Raw genomic sequence first — 16,411 nt, 5'->3', positions numbered from 1 at the left:
GGGCATGCCCATTGACAATCATCACAGCCGAATATCCTGTTGCCTATCATTGATTTTAATTCCTCAGGGATGGCTCCTTTTAGTTCACCAAGCAGATACGAGATGCAGCGCCTCGCGTCAATAATATAAGGTGCGACGATAGCGCCCGTGGGGCATGCATCCATGCACCCTGTGCACTCCCCGCAGCCATCAGTCAAAGGTTTATCAGGCTCGAGCTCTGTATCAAGGAGTATTACCCCGAGCAGTAGCCATGAACCTGCATCAGGGCTTATAATAAGTGAGTTCTTACCCATCCATCCTATACCGGATTTAACAGCAAATGCCTTTTCAAGGACAGGGCCTGTATCTGTATAAATCTTACCCTGGGCTTTACCTCCCGTCATTTCATTGATATGAATGAGAAATTCTCTTAACCTTGACTTGATAACATCGTGGTAGTCTTCATTAAGTGCATAATTGGCTATATAACCTGTCCTGGAATTATCAAGACTTTCTCTATGATATTCTCCCGGATAATAATTCATAGAGACGACTACTACAGATTTGACTTCAGGGAATATGAGGAAAGGATTTGAACGCCTTTCAGGAGATTTTCCCAGGAATTTCATCTCACCTTCATAACCGTCCTTCAGCCATTCCCGAAATCTGCTTCCCCACAGGGATACATCAGGAGTGGCAATGCCAACATGCTGGAAGCCCAAGCGTGTGCCAATGTTCTTAATGTCAAGGGTAGGTAGTTTGATGTCTGTCAATCTGATATCCAGGTAGTAAGATTAAAATATATAGCACTATCAAAGAGATGTTTCAAGAGGGAAAAACCTGTAAATCCATAACTTGACAATTTCGTCATTTTCCATGAAAATGGCCATACACTTCATTGTTTTTCCTTATACGCGCCTGTAGCTCAACTGGATAGAGCGTCGGACTACGAATCCGCAGGTTGGGGGTTCAACTCCCTCCAGGCGCACCAATGTTTTACACCTCAAAATCTGCGACTCGCCTTTCAGAGCATATCTTCTCGATAAACTCAACTACCTTAACATGTTCAGGATGTATGCGATAAGCCTCCAGTGCCTGCATGTCATCAAATTCAGAGTAGAGGGCTATATCAGAGGCGCTGGCAGATGCACCGATATTTATCCCTACTTCAAGGCACTTTACCACAGGTATTTTCTTCGAAAGGGATTCTAACAATGTCTTTAACTCCTGCAAGTTATCTTCTTTACCCTTGCCCAGGGCTGATTCTTTTAGTCTGAACATTACTATGTGTTTTATCATTTTCCCTCCTTATAGTCTCCAGTGAGTGACGTCTTCATATATTACATCATAAGATGCAGATATTCCAACAGCGATAGTGTAAAGCCGTTCCACGTTATATAAGTAAGATGTTATAATGTGTGCTATTAACCTTGGCTCATATGGAAACATGACAAGGAGTTACGAAGTGCATCAATAGGGCAAAAAATATGGATATTTTCACTATATTAATTATTGCGATCGGTCTTGCAATGGATGCCTTTGCAGTCTCTATTGCCAGCGGGATTGCTATGAAGACGCTCCATGTGCAGAGGGCGCTTACCATAGGACTTTTCTTCGGGACATTTCAGGCCTTTATGCCGGTACTTGGCTGGTTTGCAGGACTTCGCCTGAGGGACATGATCTCCAGCATTGACCACTGGATTGCATTCCTGCTCCTCAGCGCCATTGGAGCAAAGATGATATATGAGGCAAGGAAGATAGAAGAGACAGAAAAGGAGGTAGCGGCATTTAGTATATATATCCTCTTTGTGCTCTCCATTGCAACAAGTATAGATGCCCTTGCCGTTGGACTCGGATTTGCCTTTCTCGATATATCCATCGTTACCCCTGTAATTGTAATCGGTCTGGTAACATTCGCCCTGTCCTGCATAGGGGTATTAATCGGAGGGAAGTTCGGACACCTTTTTGAGAAGAAGATAGAGATTGCCGGTGGAATAATCCTCATTGCCATAGGTACAAAGATATTGTTGGAGCATTTTGGTGTATTAGGTTAGAGGGACGTCTCCGCCTGTGCCTTTAACTTCCGTAGGATATAAGGTATAATATTCTTATCTATCCCATCATTGGAAAAAATCATCAGAGATTCTTATGCCGCATGGAGGTCCGATGATTGTACTGACCGTAAATACAGGCAGTTCTTCGGTTCGACTTTCTCTTAAGCAGTGGAGTAGTCAGGAGTCTTTTAAATCTATAGGGTCAGTGCGATACGACCACGGAGACGGTGAACGTGACGATTTACTGCACAGCTTCCTAAATTCGCATGGTATAAACGAAGTAGATATTGTATCCCATCGCGTAGTACACGGCGGTTCAACACTTGTCAGCAGCCGGATTCTCGATGATGGATCTGTGGCTGAGATAAAACGTCTGGAACTGCTTGCCCCGCTGCATAACAGACACGCAGTTGAGTGGATTCAGACATCAATTAAAATAGTCGGAAAGTCTGTACCGCAGGTCGGAGTTTTTGATACTGCATTTTATTCAAGCCTTCCTGCAGCAGCGTCTTCATATGCGATACCTGACGAACTCAGTAAGCGATATTTTATACGCAGATATGGTTTTCATGGGCTTGCCCATCAGGCGATGTGGCAGAGGTGGTGTGAACTTCGACCGGATCTACTTTATGGCGGCCGTGTAATCTCCCTTCAGCTTGGCGCTGGTTGTTCAGTGACTGCTACAGACCGCGGGGTTGCAATGGATACGTCTATGGGATTTACACCGTCAGAGGGCCTGATGATGGCGACACGATGCGGAGATATTGATTCCGGGCTTGTCACCTTTCTTCAACGTATGGAAGGACTGACGCCTGAGGCTGCAGATCATCTGCTGGAAAAAGAATCAGGGTTGCTGGGTGTCTCAGGGATCAGCAGTGATATGCGTAAGCTGATTAATTCTGACAGTCCTGATGCATTACATGCGGTAAATCTTTTTTGTTACCGGGCGCGCAAATATATCGGTGCCTATATGGCTGTTCTGGGTGGTGTGGATGGGATACTCTTTGGCGGGGGTGTCGGTGAAAATGTTGCGCAGGTGCGTAAGGGTATCCTTGACGGGATGGAGTGGTGCGGCATTGTCCTGAATGATTCTGCCAACATGAATACAATCGGTTCAGAGGGACGGATAAGCGATGCACAGGGACAAGCAGAGGTGTGGGTCATTCCGGTAGATGAGGCGGGGGTTCTTGCACGCGAGGCTGTCAGGATAATAAACAGGCAATGAGAAATGGGCAGCACGGATTTGAAAGATCATTTTCTGGTAAAAAATAAAAAGGGGGAATTAAAATGGATGCAGTAAAGAATCAGTCACAGAATCATTCGCAGAAGAATGATATTCATTCAAATGAAATGACCGGACCTCTTAATGCAGATGAATTACGACGTATCAATGCATACTGGCGGGCCGCGAATTATCTCTCCGTAGGCCAGATCTATCTAATGGACAATCCTCTCCTTAAAGAACCTCTGAGTCTTGAACATATAAAACCGCGCCTACTTGGTCACTGGGGAACGACTCCGGGACTCAACTTTATTTATGCCCACCTGAACAGGGTTATTAAAATTAACGACCTTAATGTTATATATATTACAGGCCCCGGACACGGTGGTCCCGGCCTGGTGGCAAATACTTATCTTGAGGGGACGTACAGTGAAGTTTATCCGCACATATCACAGGACGAAGAAGGTATGAAGAGATTATTCAAACAATTTTCATTCCCCGGAGGCATTCCGAGTCATTGTGCCCCGGAGACGCCAGGCTCCATTAATGAAGGGGGAGAGCTCGGGTATGCCCTTTCTCATGCCTTTGGGGCTGTATTCGATAATCCTGACCTGATCGCGGCCTGTATAGTGGGTGATGGTGAGGCGGAGACAGGTCCGCTGGCGACTTCCTGGCATTCAAATAAGTTTCTTAATCCAGGGCGTGACGGCGCAGTGCTGCCGATTCTACATCTGAATGGATATAAGATTGCAAATCCTGCAGTGCTTGCGCGGATAAGCAGGGAGGAGTTGGAGGACCTCTTTATTGGTTATGGATATAAGCCTTACTTTGTGGAGGGGTCTGATCCAAAGATTATGCATCAGGTTATGGCTGCAACACTGGATTTAGTAATGGCCCAAATAAAGGCAATCCAGGATGACGCCCGTTCCAATACGAATGTTAAACGTCCGCAGTGGCCAATGATCATACTTAGAACACCAAAGGGGTGGACCGGACCAAAGGAGGTGGACGGTCTCAAGACAGAGGACTACTGGCGCTCCCATCAGGTGCCGCTTTCTGAAATGGCCACAAAACCTGATCATGTCAGGTTATTGGAGGCATGGATGAAGGGCTACATGCCGGAAGAGTTGTTTGATGTCAGAGGCAGGTTGGTGCCGGAACTGGAAGAACTGGCTCCACTTGGCAGCCGCCGTATGGGAGCTAATCCACATGCAAACGGAGGGGTTCTACTCAGTGGCCTTAAGATGCCGGAATTCCGTCAATATGCCCTTAATGTCCCTCAGCCGGGTCAGGTTACAGGTGAAGCAACACGTGTGATGGGGACTTTTTTAAGAGATATTATGAGCCTCAATATGGATACAAAGAACTTTCGAGTGATGGGCCCTGACGAGACGGTTTCCAACCGTCTCGGAGCAATTCTGGAGGTTACTAACAGGACGTGGATGGCAGATACCCTTCCGGAGGATGATCATCTTGCACCAGACGGACGGGTTATGGAGATTCTCAGCGAACATACCTGCCAGGGCTGGCTGGAAGGATACCTTCTAACTGGAAGGCACGGTCTTTTTTCCTGCTATGAGGCATTTATTCACATAGTAGACTCAATGTTCAATCAGCACGCCAAGTGGCTCAAGGTGGCAAAGGAAATCCCATGGAGGAGGCCGGTCGCATCACTCAATTATCTGCTGACTTCACACGTCTGGCAGCAGGATCACAATGGTTTCTCACATCAGGACCCCGGTTTTATTGATGTTGTGCTGAACAAAAAGGCGGACATAGTTCGAGTATACTTCCCTCCGGATGCCAACTCCCTCCTCTGTGTTACAGACCAGTGTCTGCGGAGCCAGGATCTGATTAACGTGATAGTTGCCGGCAAACACCCTATGCCGCAATGGCTCGACATGGATTCTGCCGTCAAGCACTGCAGCGCCGGTATAGGGATATGGGAATGGGCGAGCAATGACAAGGGGAGTGAACCTGATGTCATTATGGCATGTGCAGGTGATGTCCCGACACTTGAGACCCTTGCGGCAGTTGATATCCTGCATCAGCATGTCCCTGATCTGAAGATACGGGTGATAAACGTTGTTGACCTTATGACCCTGCAGCCGAAGGAAGAGCATCCGCATGGCCTGTCTAACAAAGACTTCGATACACTGTTTACCACTGACAAGCCAATCATCTTTGCATATCACGGCTATCCCTGGCTGATACACCGCCTGACATACCGCCGCACTAACCATAAAAACCTCCATGTCCGCGGCTATAAAGAGGAAGGGACTACGACGACGCCATTTGACATGGTAGTGCTGAATGACCTTGACCGATTTCACCTCGCGGGTGATGTTGTCGAAAGGTTGCCGGGATTAGCGCACATAGCCGCATACGTAAAGCAGTTTGTGCGGGATAGACTTATCGAGCACAGGGAGTACATCAACAAACATGGCCAGGACATGCCGAAGATTCGAAACTGGATCTGGGGCGAAACGATGTAGACTGTTTTGAATACCAGTTGACATACCTTCTGTCAAGAGGATCGCAACACGGAAGATACGTTCACATGGTTAGAGGACTATATATAGCTCCATCTAACATCATTACTGTAAAGAGGATTGAACCCACGGCATGAATAATATTTAAGTGCCTGATTTCCTTTTCCTGATCTTATTATCCATATATAAGGATTAAGTGATTGCACTCATAACATCAGGACAAAAAACTCTTGACATACTTTTTCCCAGTTGATATAGTTATATCCGACCCCTTTAGTCGGATACTGTATTGGTCGGATATAATTGCAGGAAGTCCTGAAGTGTGAAAATATGCTGAAACTTACAAAAAAGATAGATTACGGTCTGATGGCAATCGCCTATATTGCCTGGAATCAAGGCGAGAGGGTGGTAAATACTAAGGAGATTGCTGAGGTTTACAGTATTCCTGTAGAGCTGCTGGCAAAGATACTCCAGCGGATGGTAAAAGGCGGATTGATTACGAGCCTTAGCGGTCCAAAGGGCGGGTACTCTCTTAGTGCAAATCCCTCAGATATTACAGTTGCACAAATTATTGAGGCAGTGGAAGGGAATATAAATATATTAAATTGCTCAGAAGAAAGAAATGGCAGATGCTATCAGTTTGACAGGTGCAGTATTCGTTCACCAATGCAGAGGCTTGAGCACAGGATATTGGAGATGCTGGATACTACCACTCTCGAGGAATTGATTGAGAAGTTTGAGCTTAAAGAGGTTTAAAAGGAGGAATATATGAATTTACCTATCTACATGGACAGCCACTCTACCACACAGGTTGATCCAAAGGTCGTCGAAGAGATGCTCCCTTATTTTACCGTTCACTTCGGTAATGCCGCGAGCCGTAATCACAGTTTTGGCTGGGATGCAGACAAGGCAGTAGAAGTAGGGCGGGAGCGGCTTGCTAAGATCATAAACGCAGAGTCAAGGGAGATAATCTTTACCAGCGGTGCAACTGAATCAAATAACCTTGCGCTGAAGGGTGTGGCAGAGATGTATGTGGAGAAAGGTAATCATATAATCACACAGGTAACAGAACACCGCTCCGTACTGGATCCGGCAAAACGGCTTGAGAAATCAGGAATGAATGTGACGTTCCTTCCTGTTAATAAAGATGGGCTGGTAGATCCTGAAGATGTCAGGAAGGCAATTACTGACAGGACAATACTTATATCAATAATGCTGGTCAATAATGAGATAGGTGTGATCCAGCCTGTTGAAGAGATTGGAAAGATTGCAAAGGAAAAGGGTGTACTCTTTCATTGCGATGCTACGCAGGGTGTTGGAAAGATCCCAGTAGATGTTCAGTCAATGGGGATAGACCTGTTGTCATTTACAGCCCATAAGTTATATGGACCGAAGGGCGTTGGTGCACTCTACGTAAGGAGGAAGAATCCCCGTGTACGACTCTCTGCAATGATGGATGGGGGAGGACATGAGCGCGGTATGCGTTCAGGCACTTTGAATGTCCCGGGTATTGCAGGATTCGGTAAGGCATGCGAGATTGCCATGGAGGTTATGGAAGAGGAGTCAGCGAGGCTCCTTAATCTAAGGGAGAGATTGCGTAAGGGCATCATGGATTCACTGGATGATGTTGACCTTAACGGTCATCCGACAAAAAGGATGCCTGGCAACCTCAATCTCAGCTTCGCATATGTTGAGGGGGAGTCGTTCCTGATGGGATTAAGGGAAATTGCGCTTTCTTCAGGATCTGCCTGTACCTCAGCGACTCTGGAGCCTTCCTATGTGCTGCAGGCGCTTGGTGTGAGTACTGAACTGGCCCACTCCTCCGTACGTTTTGGGCTTGGCAGATTCAACACTGAGGAAGAGGTGGATTATGTTATTAAAAGGGTTGTGGAGACAGCTAACAGATTGAGAGAGATGTCTCCATTGTATGAGATGGTAAAGGCAGGTGTTGACCTGAAGCAATTCAAATGGAAGAAGGATTAAAGGGAGGTGTTTTAAAATGCAATATAGTGATGAGGTAATAGACCATTATAATAATCCGAGGAACGTGGGAAGCTTTGAGAAGGATGAGAAGGATGTAGGGACAGGTATTGTCGGGGCCCCTGAATGCGGTGATGTCATGAAACTGCAGTTAAAGATTGACAATGGGGTCATTACGGATGCAAAATTCAAGACATTTGGTTGCGGCAGTGCCATAGCAAGCTCCAGTCTGGCGACTGAGTGGGTAAAGGGGAAGACTGTTGACGAGGCGATGGAGATCAAAAATACCGAGATAGTGGAAAAACTCCAGTTGCCGCCTGTCAAGATACACTGCTCTGTACTTGCAGAAGATGCTATTAAGGCCGCCATTGAAGATTATAAGAGCAGAAACGGGAAATAGTAACAAGAACTTTATGTCTCTTTTTAAGGAGGTTAAACATGGAAACTACCACAAATCAGCCGGTAATATTAACGGAAAATGCAATTAAAGAAGTTAAAAGGATTATGGAGACAAATAAAATATCGAGCGGAGGACTGAGGGTAGGTGTTACCGGCGGAGGTTGTGCCGGTTTTACTTATACCCTGAATTTTGATAATGAAATAGCATCGGATGACCAGGTCTATGAGGTGGAGGGGGTAAAGATAATCATTGATATGAAGAGTTCGCTTTACCTGGCTGGCACTACGATAGATTATGCCAGTGGACTCACCGGAGGAGGGTTTAAGTTTGTAAATCCTCAGGCGAAGGGAAGCTGCGGCTGCGGAACTTCTTTTTCGGCATAGTACGACAATAGGAATATATGGAAACCAGGTTATCTGACAGTAAAAATTCCGGGGAAACTGAACATAATAAAGTCAAGATTACCTTCCTCCCGCAAAATACATCGGTAGAGGGAGAGGAGGGTAAGTCTATACTGGATATTGCCCTGGAACATGACGTAGAGATTGATCATAACTGCGGAGGGAATGGCGCCTGCACGACCTGTCATGTCATAGTTAAGGAGGGGATGAATAATCTCTCTGAGGCTGAAGATGGTGAAAATGATATGCTGGATAATGCTGTCGGTGTAACGCTTACATCCCGTCTCGGCTGTCAGGCGCATGTTTATGGGGATGTTGTGGTAGAGATACCGGGGAAATGAGACAGTTGGAGGGCTTATGAAACTTACCTGGAAAGATTCAGAGGAAATAGGTATTCAACTATCTGATAAATATCCCGGCACAGACCCCCTTACCATCCGGTTTACAGACATGCATGCGATGATAGTTTCACTGCCTGACTTTTCCGATGACCCTAAGAAATCTAATGAGGGTATATTGGAGGCGATACAAATGGCATGGTTTGAGGAGTATAAGAGCAACCGGTAAAATAATCAGGTAAATATTATAATTGCCGCATTATTACGGCCTTTCTAAGTGTCTCATAAGGGGTACCGTACCCGCCCTCCAGCAGCCTTCGTGCACTCATTATCAGCGAAATGGTAACAGGAGAATCATAAGCTGTTTCTAAAAGTGTAGACCCACCGCCAGTTGACCTGAACCCCATATCAAGTTTCATCCCTCGATCCTTCTCATACGCAGAAGTCATGAAGTTTGTGCTGCCTCCCCCGATTTCTTTTACTGCGTCTTTATTTGAATGAATTGAGTCTATTACCCTTCTCGTACCTTCTGTATACCTTTCATCATCTGCGCCGAGCGGCCCATTCCAGACTATGGTCCGGGCCTTCTCCAAGATGCCGGTGTACAAGTCCTTTGTCCGGTCTCCGATGTCCACTATCTCATCATCATCAAGCAGTTCATGCAGCTGAATAGACCTCAGGATGGAGCTGCCTCTCTTTACTGCATAATCTACAGGTAATATCAGTCGTCTGCCATCTAAAGGGTTTGTGTCTCTGAACTGGAAGTTGTTATACAATCTTAATAACCCCTGTGCGAGATTTATCTCTTCTGTATCGTATTTATAACCACCCTCCTCAGAAGATTCATATCCTTTAAGCCTCACCTCCCGAAGACCTCTAAGGTCCTTTTTTATGTCACCGGGCAGTCCCCTCAGATCCTCCTCTTTTAGCATAGTCAGTTGTGCGTATACGAATGCGTACATCAGGTGACCGCCCACGAGGACATAGTCTACAAGCTTCTCACCTATCTGAAGGTTAAGCTCAGGATTGAACATATTGCTCCAGTGAGTAGTCTTTTCTGCCCTTACTATAGCCCTCAAAAGCTGGAGGCTGTCTTCTACCTTGTCTCCTCCGACTATAACTATATAGGGGGAGCCGGGGATCTTGGTCCTGGCATGTGATTCAATCTCATCTACAAGCAGACTCCCTGCCAAACCTGGTATGTATTCATGAATCCTGTTTGAAGTAGTCTCTTTTCTGTGGGCTGTTCCGAATGAGTTCTGGATACTTACATCAACGACGGATGATAATGCCTTTGCGAGGGAATCTTGGTTTCTGGTTTCATCTGTATGAAACCTGATATTATCCAGTACAGGTACAACCCCATCTTTAAAAATACCTCTTATATAATCCGAATTAAATTGTTTTGAATTAAACATTCCCTTTTCAGGATCGAATCTTACAATCTCAACATTTTTTCCAATAGACCTGGAGAGCTGCCCTGCAATAGGGTCTAATGCGAGCAAGGGGTTATACCCTTTTGGCCTGCCTATATGTGTCACTAAAAGGGGGATGACGCCGGTATTTATCAACTCCTTTATGAATGGAGCTGCCTGAAGGATCCTGAATGGATCTGCAACCGTTGGAGTCTCGCTGTCACCATCGCAGTTTGTAAGCGGAACATTAAAGTCAGATTTTACAAGGGCAATCTTACCGGCAAGTTGCGGTAAGTAGTCAGCAGCTTTTAAGTAACCTAACATACCATCCATAATAAATATTTCCTGAGTCTGGCTTTGCTGCACTGCCTGGATTACAACACTGATGTCAGTTTTTCGAGGTAGCAGTGCAGAATAAGCGGGTCAATCTCATATATAATTCCGAATAACAGGGGACAAAGGAAGGCCAGTCCGGCAATCATTGCGGTCTCTGATGGGATTAAACTTAACCTCACGTTTCCCGGCGTTATCCTTGAGTCGTTAATAGCAATCAGGCGTTCAACCCTTGTTGTCAGGGAATTAGACTTGAGTGACGAAATAAATCCTGTTGCAAAATTATCGAGATGCCAGTTTGAGTTAGTGCCTGTTGTCATTTGCATTTTAAGTATAGCAGAAGCCACATCCATGGGTCTTCCCGTTTTCAATACAGCGGCCTCGTCTCCTATCAATTCTATCTCTTCTCTCCACCATCTAAACAGGAGATGAACATGAGGGAAAACAGTCAGTGTGTTTCGGCATAGTATCATCAAGCCTTTAAGAAAATTATCCTTCCTCCTGTAATGAGAGGCCTCATGTGATAAGACACAATTTAACTCATCCGGAGAAAGGGACTTCAATACGCCTGTTGATATAACAATTATTCCTGAGAGGTATCCCCACACGAAGCTGAACATGAGGGGTGTATCTATGATCTTGACCTTTGCGTTATTGAGGATATTTGCGAAATTTAGGGCAGAATATAATTCTGTCCCCGATAGATTCGCAAGACCGCCTATTTCCCGGCGCATCCTGAAATACCCCGCCAAAGAAACAACCGAACAGATGGCTGACATCAGAACAAGTATTACAGCAGCTGTCATCGCCACCTTGAACAAAGAAAATTCAGGGATGAAAGAGAAAATATAGCAGTATGGTTTATTCAGACAGGGCATCGGTCCGTCATGGCTCTTAACCAGGACAGGAGGGACAAAGGATGTCCCAACTATAAATATTGCTAATATAGTTGGTGCCACAATTGAAGTGAAAAATAACCTGCTCCTGATGTACACGGATGAAACTATTATTCTTGTGATAAAAGAGATAAAGAATAATATCAGAGAGATAAAAATGTTGAGGATAGTAAAATTAAGGAACAATAATCCAATATAATAGAGTTTTTCCATTTAATACCCAGGCCTATGCATTACGATACCATATGAGGCCCGCCTTGACAAGACAAGGGCGTATACTATTAAATAAGATGATTGGAATCTATGGTTAACGATAATAAATCCGGAAATTGTATTGCCTCAGAAAAACAGGCTGATTTTATTCAACCCTGCAAATCTGGACCACACCTCTGTATACCGGCCCTTGTGCCTGGTAATGACTCTCTCCACCTGTTTACAGAAGGGGATGTCCTGTATGAAGCTATGCTTGGTTCAATCTCAAGAGCAAGGAACAATATTCTCCTTGAAAGCTATATATTTAGTGATGATGAAATTGGTTGGAAATTTGCAGAGACTTTGGCAGAGAAGGCCCGTGCGGGACTTGAAGTCCTCCTCCACCTTGATGCAGCCGGTACACTTCTAAGAGGAGGACGCAAGTTAGGGAAATATTTAAGGGGACATAATGTTGATATAAAATGGTTTCACCGCTGGTCCTGGTTCGACCCCCTCAGATATAATCGTCGTCAGCACCGCAAGTTGCTTGTTGTGGATAAATCAGATGCCTACATAGGCGGGTTCAATATTCATCGCCAGAGTTCACATGCTGTCTTTGGCAGGGAGCGATGGAGGGATGCACATGTCCGTTTTGGCAATTCCCTTGCACTGCAGGCTGCAGAGATGTTTTATGCATTCTGGGATGGTGATGTCCGCTGGACTATGCCTGAAAATAATGATGCCACAAGTGTACTTGTGCCTAACAGTACTGCTGAGTGCCGGTATCTTCTGAATTGTTTTATCATTTCCATGCTGGTATCTGCAAGACACTTTGTTTATCTGACTACCCCCTACTTTGTCCCGGATAACAGGACGCTGAAGGTGCTTACAGATTCTGCCGGCCGCGGAGTGGATGTGCGTATCCTTGTTCCTGCAAAGTCTAATGTACCATTGGCGCACTGGGCAGGTCACCATCTTTACTCAACCCTCTTGAATGCAGGGGTACGAATTTACGAATATCAGCCGGGGTTGATGCATGCAAAGACTATTGTAGTTGATAATTCGTGGGGTACAGTGGGGTCTTCTAATTTCGACTACCGCAGTTTTTTTAGCAACTATGAACTTAATATGATAACCAGGGACAACGTATTATGCCGTAAGCTCAGAAATCATTTTCTTGAGGATTTATCCCAGGCGGAAGAAGTCACCGACGGGCGCTGGTCGGCAAGGGGTCTGACTTCACAAATCTTAGAATCCGCCGGCTGGCTTCTTCGCCGCTGGCTCTAAATTATGTGCAGGGACTTTCCCGAGTTCCTGAATTGTTCCAGTGCAACATCGAGGTCATCTTTTGAATGTGCTGCAGAGATCTGAACCCGTATGCGAGCCTGTCCCCTGGGTACCACAGGATAACTGAATCCGACTACGTATATCCCTCCTGCAAAAAGTAATGATGCCATGCTGGCTGCAAGTTTTGCATCTCCAAGTATGACAGGAATTATTGGATGCACTCCTTCTTTTATACTGAATCCCATGTCCCTTAATCCCTTCCTGAAATAAACTGTATTATCCATAAGTTTACGGCGAAGCCCCGATCCCCCCTCTATTATATTAAGTCCTTCCAAAGTTCCTGCCGCAATTATTGGTGGAAGTGTATTTGAAAACAGGTAGGGCCGTGATCTCTGGCGCAGGAGTTCGACAACCTCTTTCGTGCTGCCTGTAAACCCTCCGCAAGCCCCCCCCATAGCCTTTCCAAGTGTGCTTGTTATAATATCTACCTTACCCTCTACACCACAATGTTCTATTGAACCCTTTCCATTAGGACCCAAAAAACCTGTTGCATGGGAATCATCCACCATTACAATGGCATCATATTGATCTGCCAGGATGCAAATGTCACTCAAGGGTGCTACATCTCCGTCCATAGAAAAGACTCCGTCAGTAGCAATCATGCGGAATCTGGAATCAGCGGCATCTTTTAATCCAAGTTCAAGGTCATTCATATCTATGTGTCTGAAGCGAATCCGCTTTGCCTTGCACAGTCTGATTCCGTCTATAATAGATGCGTGATTTAATTCATCGCTTAATATTGCATCCCGTTCATCCAGCAGTGTTTCAAATAATCCTGTGTTGGCATCAAAGCAGGATGTATATAGGATTGTATCTTCAGACCCGAGAAATTGAGAGAGCCTCTGCTCAAGTTCCCTGTGAACAGCCTGCGTCCCGCAGATGAAACGGACAGACGACATTCCGTAACCCCATCTGTCCAGGGCGGCTTTTCCGGCTGCGACTATTTCAGGGTGGTTTGAGAGGCCAAGGTAATTATTTGCACACATGTTAATGACCCGTTTACCCCCGGCCTGGATGGAGATACCCTGAGGGGAAGAAAGGATGCGTTCTTCTTTGAACAGGCCCGCCTCTCTGATGATATTGAGTTCACTTTGCAGATATTCTTTAAATCTTGTAGGCATAGGTTAAGACGATTTGTTAATCCGAAAATACACCGTTCAAATCCCCCCTGCCCCCCTTTTCTAAAGTGGGGTACTTTATTTCCCCCTTTGAAAAAGGGGGATTAAGGGGGATTATTTTCATGTACCTTTGTGATCCCGCGGTTCATGACGGGCTATCTACATCATCATCACTACCTTCACTGCTTTTTTAGGTCTTTCCATCAGCAGCGCAAACGCCTTTTCATAGTCATCAAATGCGAGTTTATGAGTTATCACCGGAGATATATCAAGCCTGCCTGACTTTAACAGATTGTGCATCCGCTCCCATGTATCAAAGATTATACGCCCATTTATACCATACATGGTAATCCCCTTGAATATTATCTGATTTGTAAGGTTTATCTGTACCGCTGCTGGAAAAAGCCCAAACAAAGAGATCCGTCCCCCTTTTCTCAAGAGTCTCAAACCCTGTTTCAGCCCCTTTTCACTCCCTGACATCTCAAGTACGACATCTGTACCATTTCCATTTGTTATATCCATAATCCTGTGTTCCAGGACATCGTCATCTCCATGGAAAATAGAGTCAGCCCCCATCTTTCTGGCTGTATCCATGCGTGATGGATGATGGCCGATTAGTCCGATCCAGCTTGCACCTGAAACCCGCGCAATACCTGCAGCAAAAAGCCCTGTTGGCCCGTCGCCAACTATTAATACTGATTTTCCTGCTACAGGTTCAACAAGTGTACAATATACGGCATTTCCCAACGGGTCCTGCACTGATGCAAATTCAGGAAGTACATCAGGGTCATTTTTCCATACCCCCCGTGCAGGTATGGCTGCATACTCCGCAAAACAACCATCCCTGTCCACACCAAGTATCTCAAGGTTACTGCAGATATGCTGCTGTCCTATTCTGCACTGGAGGCATTTGCCGCATACAACGTGGCTGTCTGCCGACACATAGTCACCGGCTGAGACATTCTTAACGGACCGCCCGACCTCTGCTACCTCACCTGCAAACTCATGTCCCAGGATAAGCGGCAGCCTGTTAATCCGCATTTGCGCCCATTCGTTCCATTTATAGATATGGAGGTCAGTGCCGCAGACAGACACCGCTTTTGTCTTTATGAGTACCTCATCATCTCTTACAGCGGGGATACTTACATCTGCCATCTCAAGACCGGGATTAGGTCCAAACTTGATTATGGCCTTCATTTTCTCAGTCAACCCAGCCCTCTTCATATTCACTTGCAAAGAAATCTGAAACTGTTTTTTTAATGTCAGTCGGGGTAAAAGGCTTTGCGAGGACCTTACATGAATTATCATCAAAGAACTTCATTGTGTCCGGATTAACCAAATCTCCAGTGATAAAGATTATCCTGTCTAACAGTACGGGTTTAATGTCTTTCACTTGGTGTTGCCCTTGCATGAATCTTCCTGGAAATGAGTCTTTCTGATTGCGATTGCCATTCGTCTTTCTATGCACCGTTTAATACTTGATCTTCTGTAGTGGCGGAAGTCCCAACCCCTTGCAGTATAAACTTTTTCAAGGAGTTGGCTCAAATGTTCCTCTGATAGTGCAGCGTCGGACATATGATGCCTCCTGCTCCACCATACTTTTGAATGGTAATCTACTTTATAGAGGGTGGAATGGTACTACCTGATTTCAGGTAGCAAAATAATATCAAATAATGTAAACTAACGTCAAGACAAATGTTCGTACTTAAAGGGTCGTAGTTAAAGGGTCTTGAAAGCGAAGGTTACTTGTAGTATAGTACCTGATCTAATGTCAGAAACAATAAAAATCAGGTGCCTGAGTGTCGTCTGAACGGAGAGAACATCTAAGGATATCGTTAACCGGAAAGATAGATATTAAGTCTCAGGGTATTACAGAACCTCTAAATTGCCAGGCAGTTAATATAAGTAAGGGAGGAGCGGCTATTTATTCAGAGAAGCCGTTTGAGATCAATGCAGATCTGGTGCTGACGATTTTCTTTAAAAATGCCGCTGAGAATTTCGAAGAGATCGCAGGTAAAATAAGGTGGATAAAGCCGGTTGGGAACATATTCGCAATAGGTGTCCAGTTTACAGAGATCAGCAGTGAAAGTCATCCGTTGATAAATTCGTATCTTGAATCAACTGATTAACGGATTCATATAAAAAACAACTGTCCGTTAAATACCGCCCCCGTAGCTCAGTCGGATAGAGCAGCGGTTTCCTAAACCGTTTGTCGGACGTTCAATTCGTCTCGGGGGCACCAAT

19 protein-coding genes and 2 tRNA genes are annotated in these 16,411 nt (G+C 45.3%); 13 read left to right on the top strand and 8 right to left on the bottom strand.

Features of this window, described 5'->3' with window-relative positions; genetic code table 11:
• Positions 1-752 (bottom strand): tRNA epoxyqueuosine(34) reductase QueG (queG, locus tag IT392_08130; protein ID MCC6544452.1); only part of this gene is annotated, 752 nt, incomplete at its 3' end.
• A 141-nt stretch (positions 753-893) separates the two neighbouring features.
• On the opposite strand from queG, the gene IT392_08125 reads away from it, so the two are divergent.
• A tRNA-Arg gene (locus tag IT392_08125) sits at positions 894-970 on the top strand.
• Between the two features lie 5 nt (positions 971-975).
• On the opposite strand, the gene IT392_08120 is transcribed toward IT392_08125, so the two are convergent.
• A complete protein-coding gene (locus tag IT392_08120) occupies positions 976-1,278 on the bottom strand; it encodes a Dabb family protein (protein MCC6544451.1) in 303 nt (100 codons plus the stop codon).
• A 188-nt stretch (positions 1,279-1,466) separates the two neighbouring features.
• On the opposite strand from IT392_08120, the gene IT392_08115 reads away from it, so the two are divergent.
• The 9 genes from IT392_08115 (at position 1,467) to iscX (ending at position 9,095) form a co-directional block, all read left to right on the top strand.
• Positions 1,467-2,033, top strand: coding sequence for a manganese efflux pump (locus tag IT392_08115; GenBank protein MCC6544450.1), 567 nt, complete (start codon positions 1,467-1,469; stop codon positions 2,031-2,033).
• Between the two features lie 112 nt (positions 2,034-2,145).
• Positions 2,146-3,258 carry an acetate/propionate family kinase gene (locus tag IT392_08110; protein ID MCC6544449.1) on the top strand — a complete coding sequence of 371 codons (1,113 nt, stop codon included), beginning with the start codon at positions 2,146-2,148 and terminating at the stop codon, positions 3,256-3,258.
• A gap of 125 nt (positions 3,259-3,383) precedes the next feature.
• On the top strand, positions 3,384-5,750 hold the full coding sequence (locus IT392_08105) for a phosphoketolase family protein (GenBank protein MCC6544448.1): 2,367 nt from the start codon (positions 3,384-3,386) through the stop codon (positions 5,748-5,750).
• Between the two features lie 327 nt (positions 5,751-6,077).
• Complete coding sequence (locus IT392_08100) at positions 6,078-6,503, top strand: Rrf2 family transcriptional regulator (protein MCC6544447.1); 426 nt, start codon at positions 6,078-6,080, stop codon at positions 6,501-6,503.
• A gap of 12 nt (positions 6,504-6,515) precedes the next feature.
• Positions 6,516-7,730, top strand: coding sequence for an IscS subfamily cysteine desulfurase (locus tag IT392_08095; protein ID MCC6544446.1), 1,215 nt, complete (start codon positions 6,516-6,518; stop codon positions 7,728-7,730).
• A 16-nt stretch (positions 7,731-7,746) separates the two neighbouring features.
• Complete coding sequence (gene iscU / locus IT392_08090; protein ID MCC6544445.1) at positions 7,747-8,127, top strand: Fe-S cluster assembly scaffold IscU; 381 nt, start codon at positions 7,747-7,749, stop codon at positions 8,125-8,127.
• Between the two features lie 38 nt (positions 8,128-8,165).
• Positions 8,166-8,510 (top strand): iron-sulfur cluster assembly accessory protein, encoded by a 345-nt coding sequence (locus IT392_08085; protein MCC6544444.1) that lies wholly within the window; start codon positions 8,166-8,168, stop codon positions 8,508-8,510.
• 17 nt (positions 8,511-8,527) lie between these two features.
• Entirely contained in the window at positions 8,528-8,869 is a 342-nt protein-coding gene (locus IT392_08080; GenBank protein ID MCC6544443.1) for a 2Fe-2S iron-sulfur cluster binding domain-containing protein, read from the top strand.
• Positions 8,870-8,885: 16 nt separating this feature from the next.
• Positions 8,886-9,095: a Fe-S cluster assembly protein IscX gene (gene iscX / locus IT392_08075; GenBank protein ID MCC6544442.1), complete on the top strand. Its 210-nt coding sequence runs from the start codon at positions 8,886-8,888 to the stop codon at positions 9,093-9,095.
• Positions 9,096-9,111: 16 nt separating this feature from the next.
• Here iscX and IT392_08070 read toward each other — a convergent pair whose 3' ends face one another.
• A complete protein-coding gene (locus IT392_08070; protein ID MCC6544441.1) occupies positions 9,112-10,614 on the bottom strand; it encodes a phosphoglycerate kinase in 1,503 nt (500 codons plus the stop codon).
• A gap of 41 nt (positions 10,615-10,655) precedes the next feature.
• Positions 10,656-11,723: a M48 family metalloprotease gene (locus tag IT392_08065; protein MCC6544440.1), complete on the bottom strand. Its 1,068-nt coding sequence runs from the start codon at positions 11,721-11,723 to the stop codon at positions 10,656-10,658.
• A 90-nt stretch (positions 11,724-11,813) separates the two neighbouring features.
• Here IT392_08065 and IT392_08060 point away from each other — a divergent pair, with 90 nt between their 5' ends.
• Entirely contained in the window at positions 11,814-12,989 is a 1,176-nt protein-coding gene (locus tag IT392_08060) for a phosphatidylserine/phosphatidylglycerophosphate/cardiolipin synthase family protein (GenBank protein MCC6544439.1), read from the top strand.
• Here IT392_08060 and IT392_08055 read toward each other — a convergent pair.
• The 4 genes from IT392_08055 to IT392_08040 form a co-directional block, all read right to left on the bottom strand.
• The gene (locus IT392_08055) at positions 12,986-14,170 is read right to left on the bottom strand and encodes a glycine C-acetyltransferase (protein ID MCC6544438.1); all 1,185 of its coding nucleotides are present in this window, start codon (positions 14,168-14,170) and stop codon (positions 12,986-12,988) included. The two genes, IT392_08060 and IT392_08055, sit on opposite strands and share 4 nt — an antisense overlap.
• A 156-nt stretch (positions 14,171-14,326) precedes the next feature.
• Positions 14,327-15,376, bottom strand: a complete 1,050-nt coding sequence (gene tdh, locus IT392_08050; GenBank protein MCC6544437.1) for an L-threonine 3-dehydrogenase — start codon at positions 15,374-15,376, stop codon at positions 14,327-14,329.
• Positions 15,369-15,560 (bottom strand): hypothetical protein, encoded by a 192-nt coding sequence (locus IT392_08045; protein ID MCC6544436.1) that lies wholly within the window; start codon positions 15,558-15,560, stop codon positions 15,369-15,371. Before IT392_08045 ends, tdh begins: the two co-directional genes overlap by 8 nt.
• Positions 15,557-15,742 carry a hypothetical protein gene (locus IT392_08040; protein ID MCC6544435.1) on the bottom strand — a complete coding sequence of 62 codons (186 nt, stop codon included), beginning with the start codon at positions 15,740-15,742 and terminating at the stop codon, positions 15,557-15,559. Before IT392_08040 ends, IT392_08045 begins: the two co-directional genes overlap by 4 nt.
• Positions 15,743-15,966: 224 nt before the next feature.
• Here IT392_08040 and IT392_08035 point away from each other — a divergent pair, with 224 nt between their 5' ends.
• Positions 15,967-16,296: a PilZ domain-containing protein gene (locus IT392_08035; GenBank protein ID MCC6544434.1), complete on the top strand. Its 330-nt coding sequence runs from the start codon at positions 15,967-15,969 to the stop codon at positions 16,294-16,296.
• A gap of 36 nt (positions 16,297-16,332) precedes the next feature.
• A tRNA-Arg gene (locus tag IT392_08030) sits at positions 16,333-16,409 on the top strand.
• The last annotated feature ends 2 nt before the right edge of the window (positions 16,410-16,411 follow it).

Source organism: Nitrospirota bacterium, from assembly GCA_020846775.1.
Lineage (GTDB): Bacteria > Nitrospirota > 9FT-COMBO-42-15 > HDB-SIOI813 > HDB-SIOI813 > RBG-16-43-11.
The sequence above is the reverse complement of the archived record's forward strand: the minus strand, read 5'-3'. Positions and strand labels throughout refer to the sequence as shown.

Coding starts and splice junctions, on each gene's coding strand:
- IT392_08095 (MCC6544446.1), top strand. CDS start 6,516: ATGAATTTACCTATCTACATGGACAGCCACTCTACCACACAGGTTGAT.
- IT392_08115 (MCC6544450.1), top strand. CDS start 1,467: ATGGATATTTTCACTATATTAATTATTGCGATCGGTCTTGCAATGGAT.
- IT392_08080 (MCC6544443.1), top strand. CDS start 8,528: ATGGAAACCAGGTTATCTGACAGTAAAAATTCCGGGGAAACTGAACAT.
- IT392_08110 (MCC6544449.1), top strand. CDS start 2,146: ATGATTGTACTGACCGTAAATACAGGCAGTTCTTCGGTTCGACTTTCT.
- IT392_08105 (MCC6544448.1), top strand. CDS start 3,384: ATGACCGGACCTCTTAATGCAGATGAATTACGACGTATCAATGCATAC.
- IT392_08060 (MCC6544439.1), top strand. CDS start 11,814: ATGGTTAACGATAATAAATCCGGAAATTGTATTGCCTCAGAAAAACAG.
- IT392_08055 (MCC6544438.1), bottom strand. CDS start 14,170: ATGCCTACAAGATTTAAAGAATATCTGCAAAGTGAACTCAATATCATC.
- IT392_08120 (MCC6544451.1), bottom strand. CDS start 1,278: ATGATAAAACACATAGTAATGTTCAGACTAAAAGAATCAGCCCTGGGC.
- IT392_08065 (MCC6544440.1), bottom strand. CDS start 11,723: ATGGAAAAACTCTATTATATTGGATTATTGTTCCTTAATTTTACTATC.
- iscX (MCC6544442.1), top strand. CDS start 8,886: ATGAAACTTACCTGGAAAGATTCAGAGGAAATAGGTATTCAACTATCT.
- IT392_08100 (MCC6544447.1), top strand. CDS start 6,078: ATGCTGAAACTTACAAAAAAGATAGATTACGGTCTGATGGCAATCGCC.
- iscU (MCC6544445.1), top strand. CDS start 7,747: ATGCAATATAGTGATGAGGTAATAGACCATTATAATAATCCGAGGAAC.
- IT392_08085 (MCC6544444.1), top strand. CDS start 8,166: ATGGAAACTACCACAAATCAGCCGGTAATATTAACGGAAAATGCAATT.
- IT392_08040 (MCC6544435.1), bottom strand. CDS start 15,742: ATGTCCGACGCTGCACTATCAGAGGAACATTTGAGCCAACTCCTTGAA.
- IT392_08070 (MCC6544441.1), bottom strand. CDS start 10,614: ATGGATGGTATGTTAGGTTACTTAAAAGCTGCTGACTACTTACCGCAA.